The organism is Mitsuaria sp. BK041 (genome assembly GCF_014193085.1).
GTDB lineage: Bacteria > Pseudomonadota > Gammaproteobacteria > Burkholderiales > Burkholderiaceae_C > Roseateles.
The window spans coordinates 1,017,879-1,033,704 of the sequence record NZ_JACHYT010000001.1 but is presented as its reverse complement, the minus strand read 5'-3'; the positions used below and the strand labels follow the sequence as shown (position 1 = coordinate 1,033,704).

Here is a 15,826-nt window from a genome sequence, read left to right as displayed (position 1 = left end):
GCGCCGTCACTGTAGGGCGGCAGGCGCGCGAAGCCTTCACCAGGAGCGGGCATTTTTCACCGGATCGCAGGCCGCATCGCCCCCGGTGACCGGCCCGTCACGCCGTCGACACGATGCCGTGACGGATGTAACCGGCGACCGGCCTCAGACCTCCAGCCACTCCTTGCGGACGTAGGCGTTGGCGCGCAGGTCGGCGGGCGTGCCCTCGAAGACGATGCGGCCGTGGCCCATCACGTAGCAGCGCTCGGAGATCTCCAGCGCGATGGCCAGCTTCTGCTCGACCAGCAGCACCGAGACGCCGCGCCGCTTGAGCTCCTTCAGGTACTCGGCCACCAGCTCGACGATCTTGGGCGCCAGGCCCTCGGTCGGCTCGTCGATCATGATCAGGTCGGGGTCGCCCATCAGTGTGCGGCACAGCGTCAGCATCTGCTGCTCGCCGCCGGACAGCACGCCGGCCTCGGTGTGCTGGCGCTCCTTCAGGCGCGGGAACATCGCGTACATGTCGTCGAAGCTCCAGCGCGGCGCGGCCCCCTTGCGCCGGCCCTTCTCGCCGAGCATCAGGTTCTGGTGCACGGTGAGCTTGGGGAAGATGTCGCGGTTCTCCGGCACGTAGCCGATGCCGCGATGCGCGATCTCGTAGGCCTTGCGGCCCAGCAGCTCCTGGCCGCCCCAGGCGATCGCGCCGGTGCCGTCGACCTGGCCCATGATGGTCTTGACCGTCGTCGAGCGCCCCGAGCCGTTGCGCCCCAGCAGGCTGACGATCTCGCCGGGACGCACCTCCATCGTCACGCCGTGCAGCACATGGCTCTTGCCGTAGAAGGCATGGACGTTGTCCAGCCGCAGCGCGCGCGTGCCGGCGGCCGGCGTGGCGCCCGCGGCGCGCATCGCGCCGACGTTGGTGTCATGGAGGGCGGCGCTCATGCATGGGCTCCCGCGGCCTGCGATTCGGCCAGCACCGACCCCAGGTAGGCCTCCTGGACACGCGTGTTGGCGCGCACCGCGTCGGGCGTGTCGAAGGCGATCACCTCGCCGTAGACCAGCACCGCGATCTTGTCGGCCAGGCCGAAGACCACGCCCATGTCGTGCTCCACCGTCAGCAGCGTGCGGCCCTCGGTGACCTGGCGGATCAGCTGGATGAAGCGTTTGGTCTCGCTCTTGCTCATGCCGGCGGTGGGCTCGTCCAGCAGGATCACCTGCGCGCCGCCGGCGATGGTGATGCCGATCTCCAGCGCGCGCGCCTCGGCATAGGTCAGGTTGATCGCGGGCACGTCGCGCTTCTTGTCCAGGTGCAGCATCTCCAGCAGTTCCTCGACGCGGTCGTTGACGTCGTCCATGCCGGCCAGGAACTTCCAGAACGCGTACTTGTGGCCCATCGACCAGAGCAGCGCGCAGCGGATGTTCTCGAACACCGACAGCCGCGTGAACAGGTTGGACACCTGGAAGCTGCGCGACAGCCCGCGGCGGTTGATCTTGTAGGGCGGCAGCTGGTCGATGCGCTCGCCGAAGAGCCGGATCTCGCCGCTGGTGGGCGCGAAGCGGCCGCTGATGAGGTTGAACAGCGTGGACTTGCCCGCGCCGTTGGGCCCGATGATCGCGACCCGCTCGCCGGGTTTCACCGCGAGCTCCGCGCCGCGGATGATCTCGCTCTTGCCGAAGCTCTTGCGCACGGCCCGGAGCTCCAGCGCGTAGGGGATGTTGGCGGTGCTCACAGGCTTTCCCTCCGCTTGATTTCTTTCTCGATCTCCTCCTGCGCCCGGTCCCACTCGGCGCGGAACTGGCGGCGCAGCAGCTCGAAGAGCCCCAGCCCGGTCAGCAGCACGAAGCCGGCGCCGAACCAGGACTCGACGCTCTTGGCATCGAGCGCCAGGCCCAGGTACTTCATCTGCGGGCCGAGCGCCTCGTTGAGCTGCAGGTGGTAGAGCATCTCCACCATCGCCGAGCCGCCCAGCAGCATCGTCGCCGCGGCGCCAGCCAGGCCCAGGTAGGACGGCCACAGCGCGCGCAGCTTGCCGAAGGCGGCCAGGCGCAGGTTCATCATGATCAGCGAGGCGATGCCGCCCGGCGCGTACATCACCATGAACAGGAACACCAGGCCAAGGTACAGCAGCCAGGCCTTGGTCAGCTCCGACAGCAGCACCAGCGCCACCACCATCAGCACCGCGCCGATGATGGGGCCGAAGAAGAAGGTCGCGCCGCCCAGGAAGGTGAACAGCAGGTAGGCACCCGAGCGCGCGGCGCCGACGACCTCGGCGGTGACGATCTCGAAGTTCAGCGCCGACAGCCCGCCCGACACGCCGGCGAAGAAACCCGCGATCAGGAAGGCCAGGAAGCGCACCCACTGCGTGTCGTAGCCGATGAACTCGACGCGCTCGGGGTTGTCGCGCACCGCGTTGAGCATGCGGCCCAGCGGCGTGCGGGTGAGTGCGTACAGCAGCGCGGTGCAGACGAAGGCGTAGACCGCGATCAGGTAGTACACCTGGATCTGCGGCCCGAAGCTGATGCCCCAGACCGCCTTGCCCACGACGCGGTTGGAGGAGACGCCGCCCTCGCCGCCGAAGAACTCCGGCAGCATCAGCGACATCGACCAGATCAGCTCGCCCAGGCCCAGCGTGATCATCGCGAAGGGCGTGCCCGACTTCTTCGTCGACACGTAGCCGAACAGCGCCGCGAAGAACAGCCCCGCGAGGCCGCCGACCAGCGGCACCAGGCTGACCGGCAGCGCGAGCTGGCCCGCGCCGACGACGTTGAGCGTGTGGATCGCCAGGTAGGCGCCCAGCCCGCTGTAGACCGCGTGACCGAAGCTGAGCATGCCGCCCTGCCCCAGCAGCAGGTTGTAGGACAGGCACGCGATGATCGCGATGCCCATCTGCGACAGCATGGTCTGCGCCAGGCTGCTGGTCCACAGCAGCGGCGCCACCAGCAGTGCCAGCGCGTAGGCGCCCCAGATCAGCCAGCGGCCGACGTTGTGCGGCTTGAAGTGGTAGGTCTCGCCGCGCCGGGCGCGCGGCGGGCGGCCCTGGGCGCGGACCTCGCCCGGGGCGGCGCCGGACGGCACGGCGGGCGAGGCGGAGGAGGAGGAAGAAGGCATGACGGCGGACATCGATCAGCCCTCCCGGGTGCCGAGCAGGCCCTTGGGCCGGAAGATGAGGATCAGGACCATCAGCAGGTAGGGCAGGATGGGCGCGACCTGGGCCAGCGTGAGCTTGAGCAGCGGGTAGCCGAAGGTGTCGGGGCCGAGCTTGAAAGCCTGCGCGAGCGACACGTCGACGGTCAGCGGCAGCGTCTGCAGCAGTCCGATGACGAGGGACGCGACGAAGGCGCCGGCCAGCGAGCCGATGCCGCCGACCACGACCACCACGAAGATGATGGAGCCGACGATCACCGCCATCGCGGGTTCGGTGACGAAGGTGATGCCGCCGATCACGCCGGCCAGCGCGGCCAGCGCGCAGCCGCTGCCGAACACCAGCATGAACACGCGCGGCACGTTGTGGCCCAGGGCCTCGACCATTTCCGGATGGGTGAGCGCCGCCTGGATGACCAGCCCGATGCGGGTGCGGGTCAGCAGCAGCCACAGCGACAGCAGCATGAACAGCGCCACCACCATCATGAAGGCGCGGGTGAGCGGGAACTTGGAGCAGCTGGCGGCGGCGCACAGGGCGGCCGGCGCGTCGCCCCAGGCGAGTTCCAGGGCCTGACCCGGGGCATGGATCAGGGTGAAGGCGGCGCCCTGCAGCGAGGGCGGCGGCGAGAACGGCACGGCGGTGCGGCCCCAGATCAGCTGCACCACCTCGAGCACGACGTAGGACAGGCCGAAGGTGATCAGCAGTTCGGGGACGTGGCCGAATTTGTGGACGCGCCGCAGCGCGCCGCGTTCGAACAGGGCGCCGCAGCCGCCGACCAGCAGCGGCGCGATCAGCAGCGCGGGCCAGAAGCCGATCCACCCGGCGATCGAGTACGCGAAGTAGGCGCCCAGCATGTAGAAGCTGGCGTGGGCGAAGTTGAGCACGCCCATCATGCTGAAGATCAGCGTCAGGCCGGAGCTCAGCATGAACAGCAGCAGTCCGGAGGACAGGCCATTCAGCAGGTTGATCAGTATCTGTTCCAAGACGTCATCCTCAGTTCAACGAGCCGCTTCGCGCCGTCCCGCCGCGCGGGCCGAGCTTGGCCCGGAGCGCGAAGTCACGTCCCCGTCCTGCGACCGGTGTGGGCTCCGCGTCGGATAGATGCGGATCCCGTCGCGAGCGGACCGAGGTCGGGCCGAAGCGCGGAACCGTACTCCCGTACGGTGAGCACTGCAGGCCCGAGATCGGCCCGCGCAGCCGGGAGCCGCGTCAACCCGGACGCTTCATCTGGCAGCTGGTGGGCGTGCTGCTGACGAAGGGATCGAAGGTCTTGACCGGGGCGAAGTTGTAGCCGGTGTTCTCGACGCTGTAGGGGCGCTTGGCGTCGGCCTTCTGCCAGACGGTCAGGAACAGGGTCTGCTGCAACTGGTGGTCGGTTTTGCGCATCTCCACGTCGCCGTTGAAGGACTTGAACTTCAGCCCTTCCAGCGCCGCCGCGACCTTCACCGGATCGGTGCTCTTGGCCTTGGCCATCGCCGTGCTCAGCGCGGTGTAGATGTGGATGACGCTGCCGGTGTAGAAGTCGTCGTTGAACTTGGCCTTGTACTCGTTGGCCCACTTCTCGGGCTCGCCGCCCAGGCTGTTGTGGTTGTACGAGATCTGGAACACGCGCCCCGCGCCCGCCGCGCCCATCGCCGTGGGCGTGCCGGTCACGCCGGCGTAGTAGGTGTAGAACTTGCCGGTGTAGCCGGCCTCGTTGGCGGCCTTGACCAGCAGCGCCAGGTCCGAGCCCCAGTTGCCGGTGATCACCGAATCCGCGCCGCTGGCCTTGATCTTGGCGACATAGGGCGCGAAGTCGCGCACCTGGGCCAGCGGGTGCAGGTCCTCGCCGACGATCTGCACGTCCGGCCGCTTCTTGGCCAGCCCTTCCTTCGCGTACTTGGCGACCTGATGGCCGTGCGCGTAGTTCTGGTTGAGCAGGTAGACCTTCTTGATGTCGGGCTGGTCCTTCATGAAGGTGGTCAGCGCCTCCATCTTCATCGAGGTGTCGGCGTCGAAGCGGAAGTGCCAGTAGCTGCACTTGCTGTTGGTGAGGTCCGGGTCCACCGCCGAGTGGTTGAGGTAGACGACCTCCTTGCCGGGGTTGCGCTCGTTGTGCTTGTTGACCGCGTCGATGATCGCCAGCGCCGCGCCCGAGCCGTTGCCCTGCGTCACGTAGCGCACGCCCTGGTCGATCGCGGACTTCAGCGCGTTGAGCGACTCGGCGGGGCTGAGCTTGTTGTCGATCGGGATGATCTCGAACTTCACGCCGGCGGGGTTGTTGGCGTTGAACTTCTCGGCGAAGAACTGGAAGGACTTCACCTGGTTCTGGCCCACCGGCGCCATCAGGCCGGACAGCGGATCGATCCAGGCGATCTTCACCGTCTCGCCCTTCTGCGCGTAGGCGCCGGCGGCGGCCGTCAGGGCGAATGCGGCGAGGGCCAGGGGCCGTGCCAGCGAGGGAATCGGACGCGTGCTGTGCTTGCTCATGCTTGTCTCCTGATGTGGTTGTGATGCAAGGCGATCGGAAGCCACGGGGTACGGCGTGGTACGGCCTGGTACAGCGGGAAGCGGCGGACTGCTGGGGACTGCGGTGAAGGGAAACCGGGGCGGCGGAACTCCTGCGTCAGCGGATCGATGCGCGTCGGGGCTTTGGAAGCGCGAGCCCTCGGGATGGGATCGCCAGGCGGTGGACCGTCGCGGCGGCCTCAGCCGCCCGGCAGCTTGTAGCCCTTGAACTGCTCGCGCAACTTGAGCTTGAGCATCTTGCCGGTGGCCGTGTGCGGGATCTCGTCGACGAAGACGACGTCGTCGGGCACCTGCCACTTGGCGATCCGGCCCTCGTAGAAGCCCAGCACCGACTCGCGCGTCAGCGCCGCGCCGGCGTCGCCGGGTTTGCGCACCACCACCAGCAGCGGTCGCTCGTCCCACTTGGGATGCGGCACGGCGATGACGGCGGCCTCGTGGATCGCCGGATGCGCCATCGCGATGTTCTCGACGTCGATCGAGCTGATCCATTCGCCGCCGGACTTGATCACGTCCTTGCTGCGGTCGGTGATCTGCATGAAGCCGTCGGCATCGATGGCGGCGACGTCGCCGGTCGGGAACCACAGGCCGGCGTCGCGGCCGTCCTCGCCGGTGACGCGGATCAGCGGCGAGTCCTCGTGGCCGAAGTAGCTGTCGATGACCCAGGGCCCGCGCACGACCAGGTTGCCCGAGGTCCTGCCGTCCCAGGGCAAGGCCTTGCCGGCGTCGTCGACGACCGCCATGTCCACGCCGTAGATCGCCTTGCCCTGCTTCTCCAGCAGGTGGCGCTGCTGCTCCTGGGGCAGCTTCAGCTGCTGGCTGCCGAGCCGCGACAGCGTGCCCAGCGGCGACATCTCGGTCATGCCCCAGGCGTGGATCACCTCCACGCCGTAGTCGTCCATCAGCGTGCGCAGCATCGCCGGCGGGCAGGCCGAGCCGCCGATCACGGTGCGCTTGAAGCTCGAGAACTTCAGCCCGTTCGCGCCGACGTAGTTCAACAGCCCCAGCCACACCGTCGGCACGCCGGCGCTGAAGCTCACCTGCTCGGACTCGAAGAGCTCGTAGAGCGACTTGCCGTCCAGGTGCGGCCCGGGCAGCACCAGCTTGCAGCCCACCAGCGCGGTGCTGTAGGGCAGGCCCCAGGCGTTGACATGGAACATGGGCACCACCGGCAGGATCACGTCGCGGCGCGAGCAGGCCATCGCGTCGGGCAGCGCCGCGCCGTAGGCATGCAGCACCGAGCTGCGGTGGCTGTAGACGGCGCCCTTGGGATGGCCGGTCGTGCCGCTCGTGTAGCAGATGCTGGATGCGGTGTTCTCGTCGAACTCGGGCCAGACGTAGCGGCCGTCCTCGGCCTCGACCAGGTCCTCGTAGCAGCGCAGGTCGGGGATGGACGACTCCACCGGCATGTGGGCGCGGTCCGTCATCAGGATGAAGTGGCGGACCTGGCCGAGCTGCGGCGCGAGCTTCTCGACCAGCGGCAGGAAGCTCAGGTCGAAGCACAGCGCGCGGTCGGCGGCGTCGTTGGCGATCCAGGCGATCTGCTCGGGGAACAGGCGCGGATTGATGGTGTGGCAGACCAGGCCCGAGCCGGAGGTGCCGTAGTAGAGCTCGAGGTGGCGGTGGCCGTTCCAGGCCAGCGTGCCGACGCGGTCGCCGGGCGCCAGGCCCAGCCGCGCGAAGGCCTGCGCGAGCTGGCGGGCCCGGAACTCGACCGCCGCCCAGGTGGTGCGGTGCAGGTCGCCCTCGACCCGCTTGCTGACGATCTCGGTATCCCCGGAATGCCGCGCCGCGTGCTGGATCACCGACGAGATCAGCAGCGGCATCGACATCATCTGGCCCATCAGTGCCATGTCGTCTCCTGGATATTGTTCCGGTGCCTCTGGGGCCGCCGGTCGCGCGCGAGGCGCTCCGACGGCGCGCGGGCGCCTTGATTTCGGCTGTTCGAGTCAGTCTATCGACGGCCCCGGACGCCTCGCGTCACCCTAGTGACGCGGCGGCGATTCCGGCATAGGGGATTACACGGGACACCGCGCGGCCCGGGGGCCTTGGCACGGTCGCGGCGCCGTGCCGAGAATCGGTGCGTCCAGGCCCTCTCATCGAAAAACCGGAAGCTCACGACAAGGAGACATCGATGCGGCTCAACGACCTCCCCCTGGCCAGCAAGATCAACGGCGCGATCGTGCTGCTGATCCTGGCGATGCTCGTGGTGGGCTCGCTCACGCTCTGGCGCAACGACCGGATCGCGAGCGAGGCGACGGCGGCGACCGACGACGCGCAGGACCTCATCCGCAAGTCGGTGCAGTGGCAAGGCATGACGCAGACGGCGGTGGCCCGCAGCATGGCCAGCGCGATCAGCTCCGACCCGGCGGTGGGCGAGCTCTTCAAGGCCAACATCGCCAACGACGCGCCCGAGGTGGCCAAGCTGCGTGAGCAGATCGCCGCGCAGGCGCAGCGGCCGGAGGACCAGGCCAAGCTCAAGGAGATCGTCGGCCTGGGCCAGGCGCTGCTGGCGGCCAGCAAGAAGGCGCGCGAGGCCGGCTCCGCCGGCGACTGGAGCGCCACCAGCCGCATCGTGCAGAACGAGTACGCGCCGGCGGTGAAGCTCTACCTGGACGCGATCGGGCAGTTCGTCGCGATGCAGGAGGCGCGTGCGGCGCAGGCGCGGCAGGCGGCGGCGCAGGCACGCGCATCGCTGCGATGGCAGGCGGCCATCGGCGCGCTCGTCATCGCGGCGGTGGGCCTGTTCACCGCATGGCTGCTGATCCGCGCGATCGTCCAGCCGATGGCGCAGGCGGTGAAGATCGCAGAGGCGGTGGCCGGCGGCGACCTGCGCTCCGACATCCGGGCCGACAGCCGCGACGAGACCGGCCAGTTGCTGGGCGCGCTGCAGCGCATGAACCAGAGCCTCACCGGCATCGTCGGCCAGGTGCGCCTGAGCAGCGACTCCATCGCCACCGGCACCGGCGAGATCGCCAGCGGCAACGCCGACCTGTCGCAGCGCACCGAGGAGCAGGCGGCCAACCTCGAGCAGACGGCGGCGTCGATGGAGCAGCTCACCGCGACGGTGAAGCAGAACGCCGAGACCGCGCGCACGGCGACGCAGCTGGCGCAGACGGCCTCGACGGTGGCGGCCGAGGGCGGCCAGGCGGTGCAGGAGGTGGTCGCGGTGATGCGGCAGATCGACGAGAGTTCGCGCCGCATCACCGACATCATCGGCACGATCGACGGCATCGCCTTCCAGACCAACATCCTGGCCCTGAACGCGGCGGTGGAGGCCGCGCGCGCCGGTGAGCAGGGGCGCGGTTTCGCGGTGGTGGCCAGCGAGGTGCGCGCGCTGGCGCAGCGCAGCGCGGCGGCGGCCAAGGAGATCAAGGGGCTGATCGGCGACAGCGGCGCGCGGGTCGAGGCGGGCTCGCGGCTCGCAGGCTCGGCGGGCGAGACGATGGGTCAGATCGTCGAGCAGGTGAAGCGGGTTTGCGACCTCATCGCCGAGATCAGCGCGGCGAGCGCCGAGCAGAGCCAGGGCATCGACCAGATCGGCGACGCGATCGCACAGCTGGACCAGGTGACGCAGCAGAACGCCGCGCTTGTCGAGCAATCGGCCGCCGCCGCCGAGAGCCTGAAGCAACAGGCCACGCACCCGAACCAGGCCGTCGCCGTCTTCAGGCTCTAGCGGACGGGGCCAGGAGGCGCTCAGGCCTTGCGGATCTCCGGCAGCTCGATCTTGACCTCGAGCACCTCGAGGTCGTCCTGCCGCTCCATGTGGACCTTGATGTCGTCCGGGTTGATGGAGACGTACTTCGAGATCACCGCCAGCAGCTCGCGCTGCAGCTGCGGCAGGTAGTCGGGGCTCGCGCCGCGACCATTGCGTTCATGGGCGAGGATCAGCTGCAGGCGCTCCTTGGCGACGCTGGCGGTGCTTTTCTTCTCGCCCAGGAAGAAGGACATGAATCCCATGGTTTCTCCCGGTGGATGTCAGCGGCTGAACAGGCGCTTGAAGAAGCCCGGCTTGACGGCCTCGACGAAGCGCATCGGCTTGTCCTCGCCGAGGAAGCGCGCGATGACGTCCGAGTAGGCCTCGGCCACATCGGTGCCCTTCATGTGGATCGCCGGCAGGCCCTGGTTGGACGCCTGCAGCACGACCTCGCTCTCCGGGATCACGCCGATCAGCGGCGTGCGCAGGATCTCGTGGATGTCCTCCAGCGACAGCATCTGCCCGCCCTCGACCCGGTTGGGGTTGTAGCGGGTGATCAACAGGTGTTCCTTGACGGGCTCCTTGCCCTCGATCGCGCGCTTGGTCTTGCTGTTGAGCATGCCCAGGATGCGATCGCTGTCGCGCACCGAGGAGACCTCGGGGTTGGTCACCACCAGCGCCTCGTCGGCGTAGTGCATGGCCATCAGCGCGCCGGTCTCGATGCCGGCCGGCGAGTCGCAGACGATGTAGTCGAATTCCATCGCCTTGAGCTCCTCGAGCACGCGCTCGACGCCTTCCTGCTTGAGCGCGTCCTTGTCGCGCGTCTGCGAGGCCGCGAGGATGAACAGCTTGTCCAGCTGCTTGTCCTTGATCAGCGCCTGGCCGAGCTTGACCTCCTCGTTGATCACGTTGATCAGGTCGTAGACCACGCGGCGCTCGCAACCCATGATCAGGTCGAGGTTGCGCAGGCCGACATCGAAGTCGATCACCGCGGTCTTGTAGCCGCGCATCGCGAGGCCGGTGGCGAAGCTGGCGCTGGTCGTGGTCTTGCCCACGCCGCCCTTGCCGGAGGTCACCACAACGATCTTGGTCATGGGTCGAGGTCCTTTCAATGTGTCGGTCGCTGTCGTCGCAGCTCAAGCGTCATCGGTGCGGCGGTCGCGGGGACCGCCGCCCATGTCGGGGGAAATCAAGGGGGCCGCAAGCGGCTGGCGCCCGGGATGGTTCATGCGCCCAGCGGCTCCATCAGGAGCTTCTCGCCGTCGAGCCGGACCTGCGCCGCCTTGCCGCGCACGTTGTCGGGCAGCGGGTTCTCGCTGGTGCGGTAGATGCCGGCGATGGCGATCAGCTCGGCCTCGAGCTGCTGCGCGAAGATCCGAGCCTGCGCGTTGCCGCGCGCGCCCGCGATCGCCTTGCCGCGCAGCGGCGCGTAGACGTGGATGCTGCCGTCGGCGATGACCTCGGCGCCGTGGTTCACCGCCGCCAGCACGACCAGGTCGGCGCCCTTGGCGTAGACCTGCTGGCCCGAGCGCAGCGGTTTGTCGACGTAGACGGTCGGCGCGGCCTGCGCGGGCACCGCCACCTCGACCTGGCGCTCGACCACCACTTCCTTGACGACCTGCTGCACGACCTTCTGCACCCGCGGCTCGCGCTCGGCGCGCACCGGCTCGTCGGGCGCCTCGGCCAGGCCCAGCCCAGCCGCCTGCGCCAGTTCCGCCGCGTTGGCGCCGACCACGCCGACCGGCTGCAGCCGGTGGCGGCGCAGCAGCGGCAGCAGCGCGGCGAGGTCCACGCGCGCAACCGGGGTGGTCGACGGGGTGGTCGACGGGGCGTCGGCGGGCGACTCGGTCGGGGCGTCGTCCAGGCTCAACTGGCCTTGGGCCTCGCTCGCGGCGGTGCTGGCCTCCTCGGCGCCGACCACGGCGTCGGCCACGCTGTCAGCCACGGGCGCGGATCGGGTCTCGGCCGCGTCGATCGCCGGCAGCTGGCTCAGGTCCAGCAGCAAGGGGTCGTGATGGAAGGCGTCGGGCGTTTCGCCCAGCTTCGCGGTCAGCTCCTGGTCGAGCGCGGCCGGATCGGCCGTCTTCAGGACGAGGGCGAGCAGGCTCAGCGAGGCGCTCTTCAGTTCAAAAAGTTCCGGAGTCTTGCCGGCGGCCGACCGCCCCGACAGATTGCCCGCCACTGCCTGCGTCATGAAAAATTTGGGGGATGCGTTTGCAAAGTCGCGGATTTTAGCGGTGCGCCGAGGCCCTCCTTTTAGGGGCCTGCCCAGGCTGCATCGGCCCGCGAGCCGTCATGCGGGCTCCGACCGCTGTCATCCGGCGCCGCGCGCGCTGTCACATCGGGCCGACGCTGCCTCGATTTCGAGCAGACCACTGGAACACCACGTGTGACAAGCACTTGCAAGCGCCGTCGCCAGGAGACACACATGCTTGTCCACAGGAGGCGGGGATAGATCCCTCCTCCGGCGGAGGCCGACGGCGACTGGCGGGTCGCTTCTTCCAGCGTCACCGACGTGTTGTCAACCCAAAAATCGTGGATGCGGGGCTTGACTTATCCCCATTGAGGCGCTCTCGCGATTCGTCGAACCGTCCTGCTGCGGCGCAGCAGGCACGACCGGCCAGCCGCGGCTAAGTCATTGATTCATATGACGCGTTTTCGCCTGCCCAGAAAAGAGGCACGGAACCTCAGGCGACCGTCGATCAAGGGTTTAGAGCGCTCGCGGATGGGTTTCCCACAAAGTTATCCACAGCGCCGGTGGATAGTTTCCAGGGGTCTTTCAAATCAACGCCTTAGCGGGAGTCCTTGAACCGGCGGACGAGGTCCGACACCCCCCCGGCGAGGGATCCGCGGGGCGGACCGGACCGCAAATGGGCGTGGCGCCGTTACAAGTCCATCGGTCCAGTTCGCGCCGCCGCCCGATCGTGTCGTGCGATTGCCGTCATGAACGCACCGGCATGCGTCACGAATCCGACATCCGGGGCGCCCAGCGTTCGGGCGGGCGGAGAAATCGGCCACCGAGCCAGCCTGAAGACAGGTGGGCAAGCTGCGGTCCCGCTAGAGTCCCTGTTTTCCCCATTGGGGACGACAGGCCGGCCGCGCCGGTGAAAGGTTGGGAATGGGCATCCGGTCCTGGGTCCGAAAGGAATGGTTCCTGCTGGCGCTGGTCGGCGCGGTGGCGCTCGCCAGCGCCTGGCCGGACTTGGGCCGCAGCGGCGGCTGGTTGCGGCTGGAGGTCGTCAGCAACTGGGGCGTGGCGCTGGTGTTCTTCCTGACCGGCCTCGGACTGTCCACCGCCGCGCTGCGCGACGGCGCGCTCAAGTGGCGCGTCCATGTGCTGGTGCAACTGAGCACCTACGCGCTCTTCCCGCTGCTGTGGTGGGGCTTCACCGCCCTGTTCGGCCGCTGGCTGCCGCCCGACCTGGCGCTGGGCTTCGCCTACCTGTGCGCGCTGCCGTCGACGATCTCGTCCTCGGTCGCGATGACGGTGCTGGCCAAGGGCAACGTGCCGGCCGCGATCTTCAACGCCAGCGTCTCCAGCCTGCTGGGCATCGTGCTCACGCCGTTGCTGGTGGCGGTGATGGCGGGCACCAGCGGCGCGACGCTGCCCTTCGGCGAGGCGGTCTGGAAGCTCACCCAGCTGCTGTTGCTCCCGCTGGTGGCCGGCCAGTTGCTGCGGCCGCTGCTGCTGGGCTTCCACACGCGCCACAAGTCCCGCATCTCGCTGGTCGACCGCTGGGTGATCATCCTGCTGGTGCTGTCGGCCTTCAGCGACTCGGTCGCGTCGGGCCTGTGGCGCGACCACGGCGCGGAGCTGCTGGTCAAGGCGGCGCTCGGGGCCGCGCTGTTCCTCGGCGCGGTGATCGTGCTGAGCCGTCTGGCGGCGCGCGCCATGGGGCTGCCGGTGGAGGACGAGATCGCCGCGGTCTTCTGCGGTTCCAAGAAGACGCTGGCCTCGGGCGTGCCGATGGCCAAGCTGCTGTTCGGCGCGCATCCGGCGGTGGGCGTGATCGTCCTGCCGATCATGTTCTATCACCAGCTGCAGCTGATCTTGTGCTCATGGCTCGCCCAGCGTTACGCGGCCCGCGCTTCCGACGCCTAAAATCGCCGGTTCCCCCGGACGCCGCCGATTGGGCATTTCGCCCGACTGCGCCCGGCGGGACCACCGCCCCCATCGCGCCATGACACGCAAGCTCTTCGTCACCACCGCCCTTCCCTACGCCAATGCGAACTTCCACATTGGCCACATCATGGAATACACCCAGGCCGACATCTGGGTGCGCTTCCAGCGGATGCAGGGCAGCGAGGTGCACTTCGTCTGCGCCGACGACGCGCACGGCGCGCCGATCATGATCGCCGCGGAAAAGGCGGGCAAGAGCCCGCAGCAGTTCGTGGCCGACATCGCCTCGGGCCGCCAGAAGTACCTGGACGGCTTTCACATCAGCTTCGACAACTGGCACTCGACCGACGGCGCTGAGAACCACGAGCTGTCCAAGGAGATCTACAAGGCGCTGCGCGCCAACGAACTGATCTCGGTGAAGACCATCGAGCAGTTCTTCGATCCGCAGAAGTCGATGTTCCTGCCCGACCGCTTCATCAAGGGCGAGTGCCCGAAGTGCGGCGCCAAGGACCAGTACGGCGATTCCTGCGAGGTCTGCGGCGCGGTCTACACGCCGACCGAGCTGAAGAATCCGTTCTCGGTGCTGACCGGCGCGACGCCGGTGATGAAGAGCTCGGAGCACTACTTCTTCAAGCTGTCCGACCCGCGCTGCGTCGAGTTCCTCGAGCAGTGGACGCAGGCGCCGGGCCGGCTGCAGCCGGAAGTGCTCAACAAGATCAAGGAATGGTTCGCCAAGGACGAGGACGGCAACGGCGGCCTGGGTGACTGGGACATCAGCCGCGACGCGCCCTACTTCGGCATCGAGATCCCCGATGCGCCGGGCAAGTACTTCTATGTCTGGCTGGATGCGCCGATCGGCTACCTGGCCTCGCTCAAGAACTACTTCGCCAAGACGGGCCGCGACTTCGACGCGTTCGTGAAGGACGAGTCGACCGAGCAGATCCACTTCATCGGCAAGGACATCACCTATTTCCACACGCTGTTCTGGCCGGCGATGCTGCATTTCAGCGGCCGCAAGACGCCCAACCATGTGTATGTGCATGGCTTCCTGACCGTCAACGGCGGCGAGAAGATGTCCAAGAGCCGCGGCACCGGCCTGGATCCGCTGAAGTACCTGTCGCTGGGCATGAACCCCGAGTGGCTGCGCTACTACCTGGCCGCCAAGCTCAACAGCAAGGTCGAGGACGTCGACTTCAATCCCGACGACTTCGTCGCCCGCGTCAACTCGGACCTGGTCGGCAAGTACATCAACATCGCCAGCCGCGCGGCGGGTTTCCTGTCCAAGCGCTTCGGCGGCCAGTTGTCGGCCGACGTCGGCGTCGAGGGCCTGACGCTGCTGGACGCCCTGCGCGAGCACAAGGGCACGATCGTCGAGCTCTACGAGACCCGCGAGTTCGGCAAGGCGCTGCGCGAGATCATGCTGCTGGCCGACCGCGTCAACGAGTACGTGGACCAGAACAAGCCTTGGGAGCTGGCCAAGCTCGAGGGCAAGGATCAGGTGCTGCAGGACGTCTGCACCGTCTGCATCGAGGCCTTCCGCCTGCTGTCCATCTACCTGAAGCCGGTGCTGCCGGCGCTGGTGGCCAAGGTGGAGACCTTCCTGCAGGTCGCGCCGATGAGCTTCGCCGACGCCGACCGCACGCTGGGCGGCCACCGCATCGGCGGCTACGAGCACCTGATGCAGCGCGTCGACCCGAAGCTGCTGGAGGCGCTGTTCGAGCCGCCCGCGCCGCCCCAGGTCGTGCCCGGTGGCGAGGCGCTCGCGCCTGAGATCAAGATCGACGACTTCGCGAAGGTCGACTTGCGCATCGCGAAGATCGTCAAGGCCGAGCTGGTCGAGGGGTCGGACAAGCTGCTGCGCCTGACGCTGGACGCCGGAGAGGGCCGGCTGCGCAACGTCTTCAGCGGGATCCGCAGCGCCTACCAGCCGGAGCAGCTCGAGGGCAAGCTCACCGTCATGGTCGCGAACCTGGCGCCGCGCAAGATGAAGTTCGGCGTCTCCGAGGGCATGGTGCTGGCCGCCAGCCACGCCGACGAAAAGGCCCACCCCGGCATCTTCGTGCTGGAGCCCTTCCCGGGCGCCCAGCCCGGCATGCGCGTGCGTTGAGCACGGCCTGCGCCGCGACCGACCGCCTAGAATCCGCCCCAGTTTTCGAATCCCCGATCAAGAGACGACCATGCCGCTGTTCTGGAAGAAATACGAATCCGAAGCCACGCAGTTCATCAATGAGCTGAAGGCCAAGAAGCCCACGCTGGAAGCCGAACAGCGCGCCGGCCGCGCGCTGCTGTGGGACCGGGAGCAGGACCGCCAGGCCCAGGCCGGCTACAACCAGGCCCGCGTGTCCCAGCAGCCTTACGTCTACCAGACCAAGTCCGAGTAAG

Annotated in this window: 13 protein-coding genes; 4 read left to right on the top strand and 9 right to left on the bottom strand. The window is 68.2% G+C overall.

The window, feature by feature from the left end; translation table 11 throughout:
- Positions 1-144: 144 nt before the first annotated feature.
- The 6 genes from FHT38_RS04495 to FHT38_RS04470 all read right to left on the bottom strand — a co-directional run bounded on the left by FHT38_RS04495 (position 145) and on the right by FHT38_RS04470 (position 7,480).
- Complete coding sequence (locus FHT38_RS04495; protein WP_091725019.1) at positions 145-885, bottom strand: ABC transporter ATP-binding protein; 741 nt, start codon at positions 883-885, stop codon at positions 145-147.
- A gap of 32 nt (positions 886-917) precedes the next feature.
- Positions 918-1,709, bottom strand: coding sequence for an ABC transporter ATP-binding protein (locus FHT38_RS04490; protein WP_310737345.1), 792 nt, complete (start codon positions 1,707-1,709; stop codon positions 918-920).
- On the bottom strand, positions 1,706-3,088 hold the full coding sequence (locus tag FHT38_RS04485; RefSeq protein WP_183490255.1) for a branched-chain amino acid ABC transporter permease: 1,383 nt from the start codon (positions 3,086-3,088) through the stop codon (positions 1,706-1,708). Before FHT38_RS04485 ends, FHT38_RS04490 begins: the two co-directional genes overlap by 4 nt.
- Positions 3,089-3,103: 15 nt before the next feature.
- Positions 3,104-4,048 (bottom strand): branched-chain amino acid ABC transporter permease, encoded by a 945-nt coding sequence (locus FHT38_RS04480; RefSeq protein ID WP_404935722.1) that lies wholly within the window; start codon positions 4,046-4,048, stop codon positions 3,104-3,106.
- 283 nt (positions 4,049-4,331) lie between these two features.
- Entirely contained in the window at positions 4,332-5,591 is a 1,260-nt protein-coding gene (locus FHT38_RS04475; protein ID WP_183490248.1) for a branched-chain amino acid ABC transporter substrate-binding protein, read from the bottom strand.
- A 218-nt stretch (positions 5,592-5,809) separates the two neighbouring features.
- Positions 5,810-7,480 (bottom strand): 3-(methylthio)propionyl-CoA ligase, encoded by a 1,671-nt coding sequence (locus FHT38_RS04470; RefSeq protein WP_183490245.1) that lies wholly within the window; start codon positions 7,478-7,480, stop codon positions 5,810-5,812.
- A gap of 281 nt (positions 7,481-7,761) precedes the next feature.
- On the opposite strand from FHT38_RS04470, the gene FHT38_RS25590 reads away from it, so the two are divergent.
- Positions 7,762-9,303, top strand: coding sequence for a methyl-accepting chemotaxis protein (locus FHT38_RS25590; protein WP_310737344.1), 1,542 nt, complete (start codon positions 7,762-7,764; stop codon positions 9,301-9,303).
- 20 nt (positions 9,304-9,323) lie between these two features.
- Here the strand turns inward: FHT38_RS25590 and minE are convergent, their stop codons facing one another.
- From minE to minC, 3 genes are all read right to left on the bottom strand, one after another.
- Positions 9,324-9,587 carry a cell division topological specificity factor MinE gene (gene minE, locus FHT38_RS04460; RefSeq protein WP_091722568.1) on the bottom strand — a complete coding sequence of 88 codons (264 nt, stop codon included), beginning with the start codon at positions 9,585-9,587 and terminating at the stop codon, positions 9,324-9,326.
- A gap of 18 nt (positions 9,588-9,605) precedes the next feature.
- The gene (gene minD, locus FHT38_RS04455) at positions 9,606-10,418 is read right to left on the bottom strand and encodes a septum site-determining protein MinD (RefSeq protein WP_091722564.1); all 813 of its coding nucleotides are present in this window, start codon (positions 10,416-10,418) and stop codon (positions 9,606-9,608) included.
- A gap of 131 nt (positions 10,419-10,549) precedes the next feature.
- A complete protein-coding gene (gene minC / locus FHT38_RS04450; RefSeq protein WP_091722561.1) occupies positions 10,550-11,518 on the bottom strand; it encodes a septum site-determining protein MinC in 969 nt (322 codons plus the stop codon).
- A 924-nt stretch (positions 11,519-12,442) separates the two neighbouring features.
- On the opposite strand from minC, the gene FHT38_RS04445 reads away from it, so the two are divergent.
- The 3 genes from FHT38_RS04445 (at position 12,443) to FHT38_RS04435 (ending at position 15,825) form a co-directional block, all read left to right on the top strand.
- Positions 12,443-13,426 carry a bile acid:sodium symporter family protein gene (locus FHT38_RS04445; protein WP_183478493.1) on the top strand — a complete coding sequence of 328 codons (984 nt, stop codon included), beginning with the start codon at positions 12,443-12,445 and terminating at the stop codon, positions 13,424-13,426.
- A gap of 79 nt (positions 13,427-13,505) precedes the next feature.
- Entirely contained in the window at positions 13,506-15,551 is a 2,046-nt protein-coding gene (gene metG / locus FHT38_RS04440; protein WP_183490242.1) for a methionine--tRNA ligase, read from the top strand.
- Between the two features lie 70 nt (positions 15,552-15,621).
- Entirely contained in the window at positions 15,622-15,825 is a 204-nt protein-coding gene (locus FHT38_RS04435; RefSeq protein ID WP_091722552.1) for a DUF3460 family protein, read from the top strand.
- Position 15,826 lies beyond the last annotated feature (1 nt).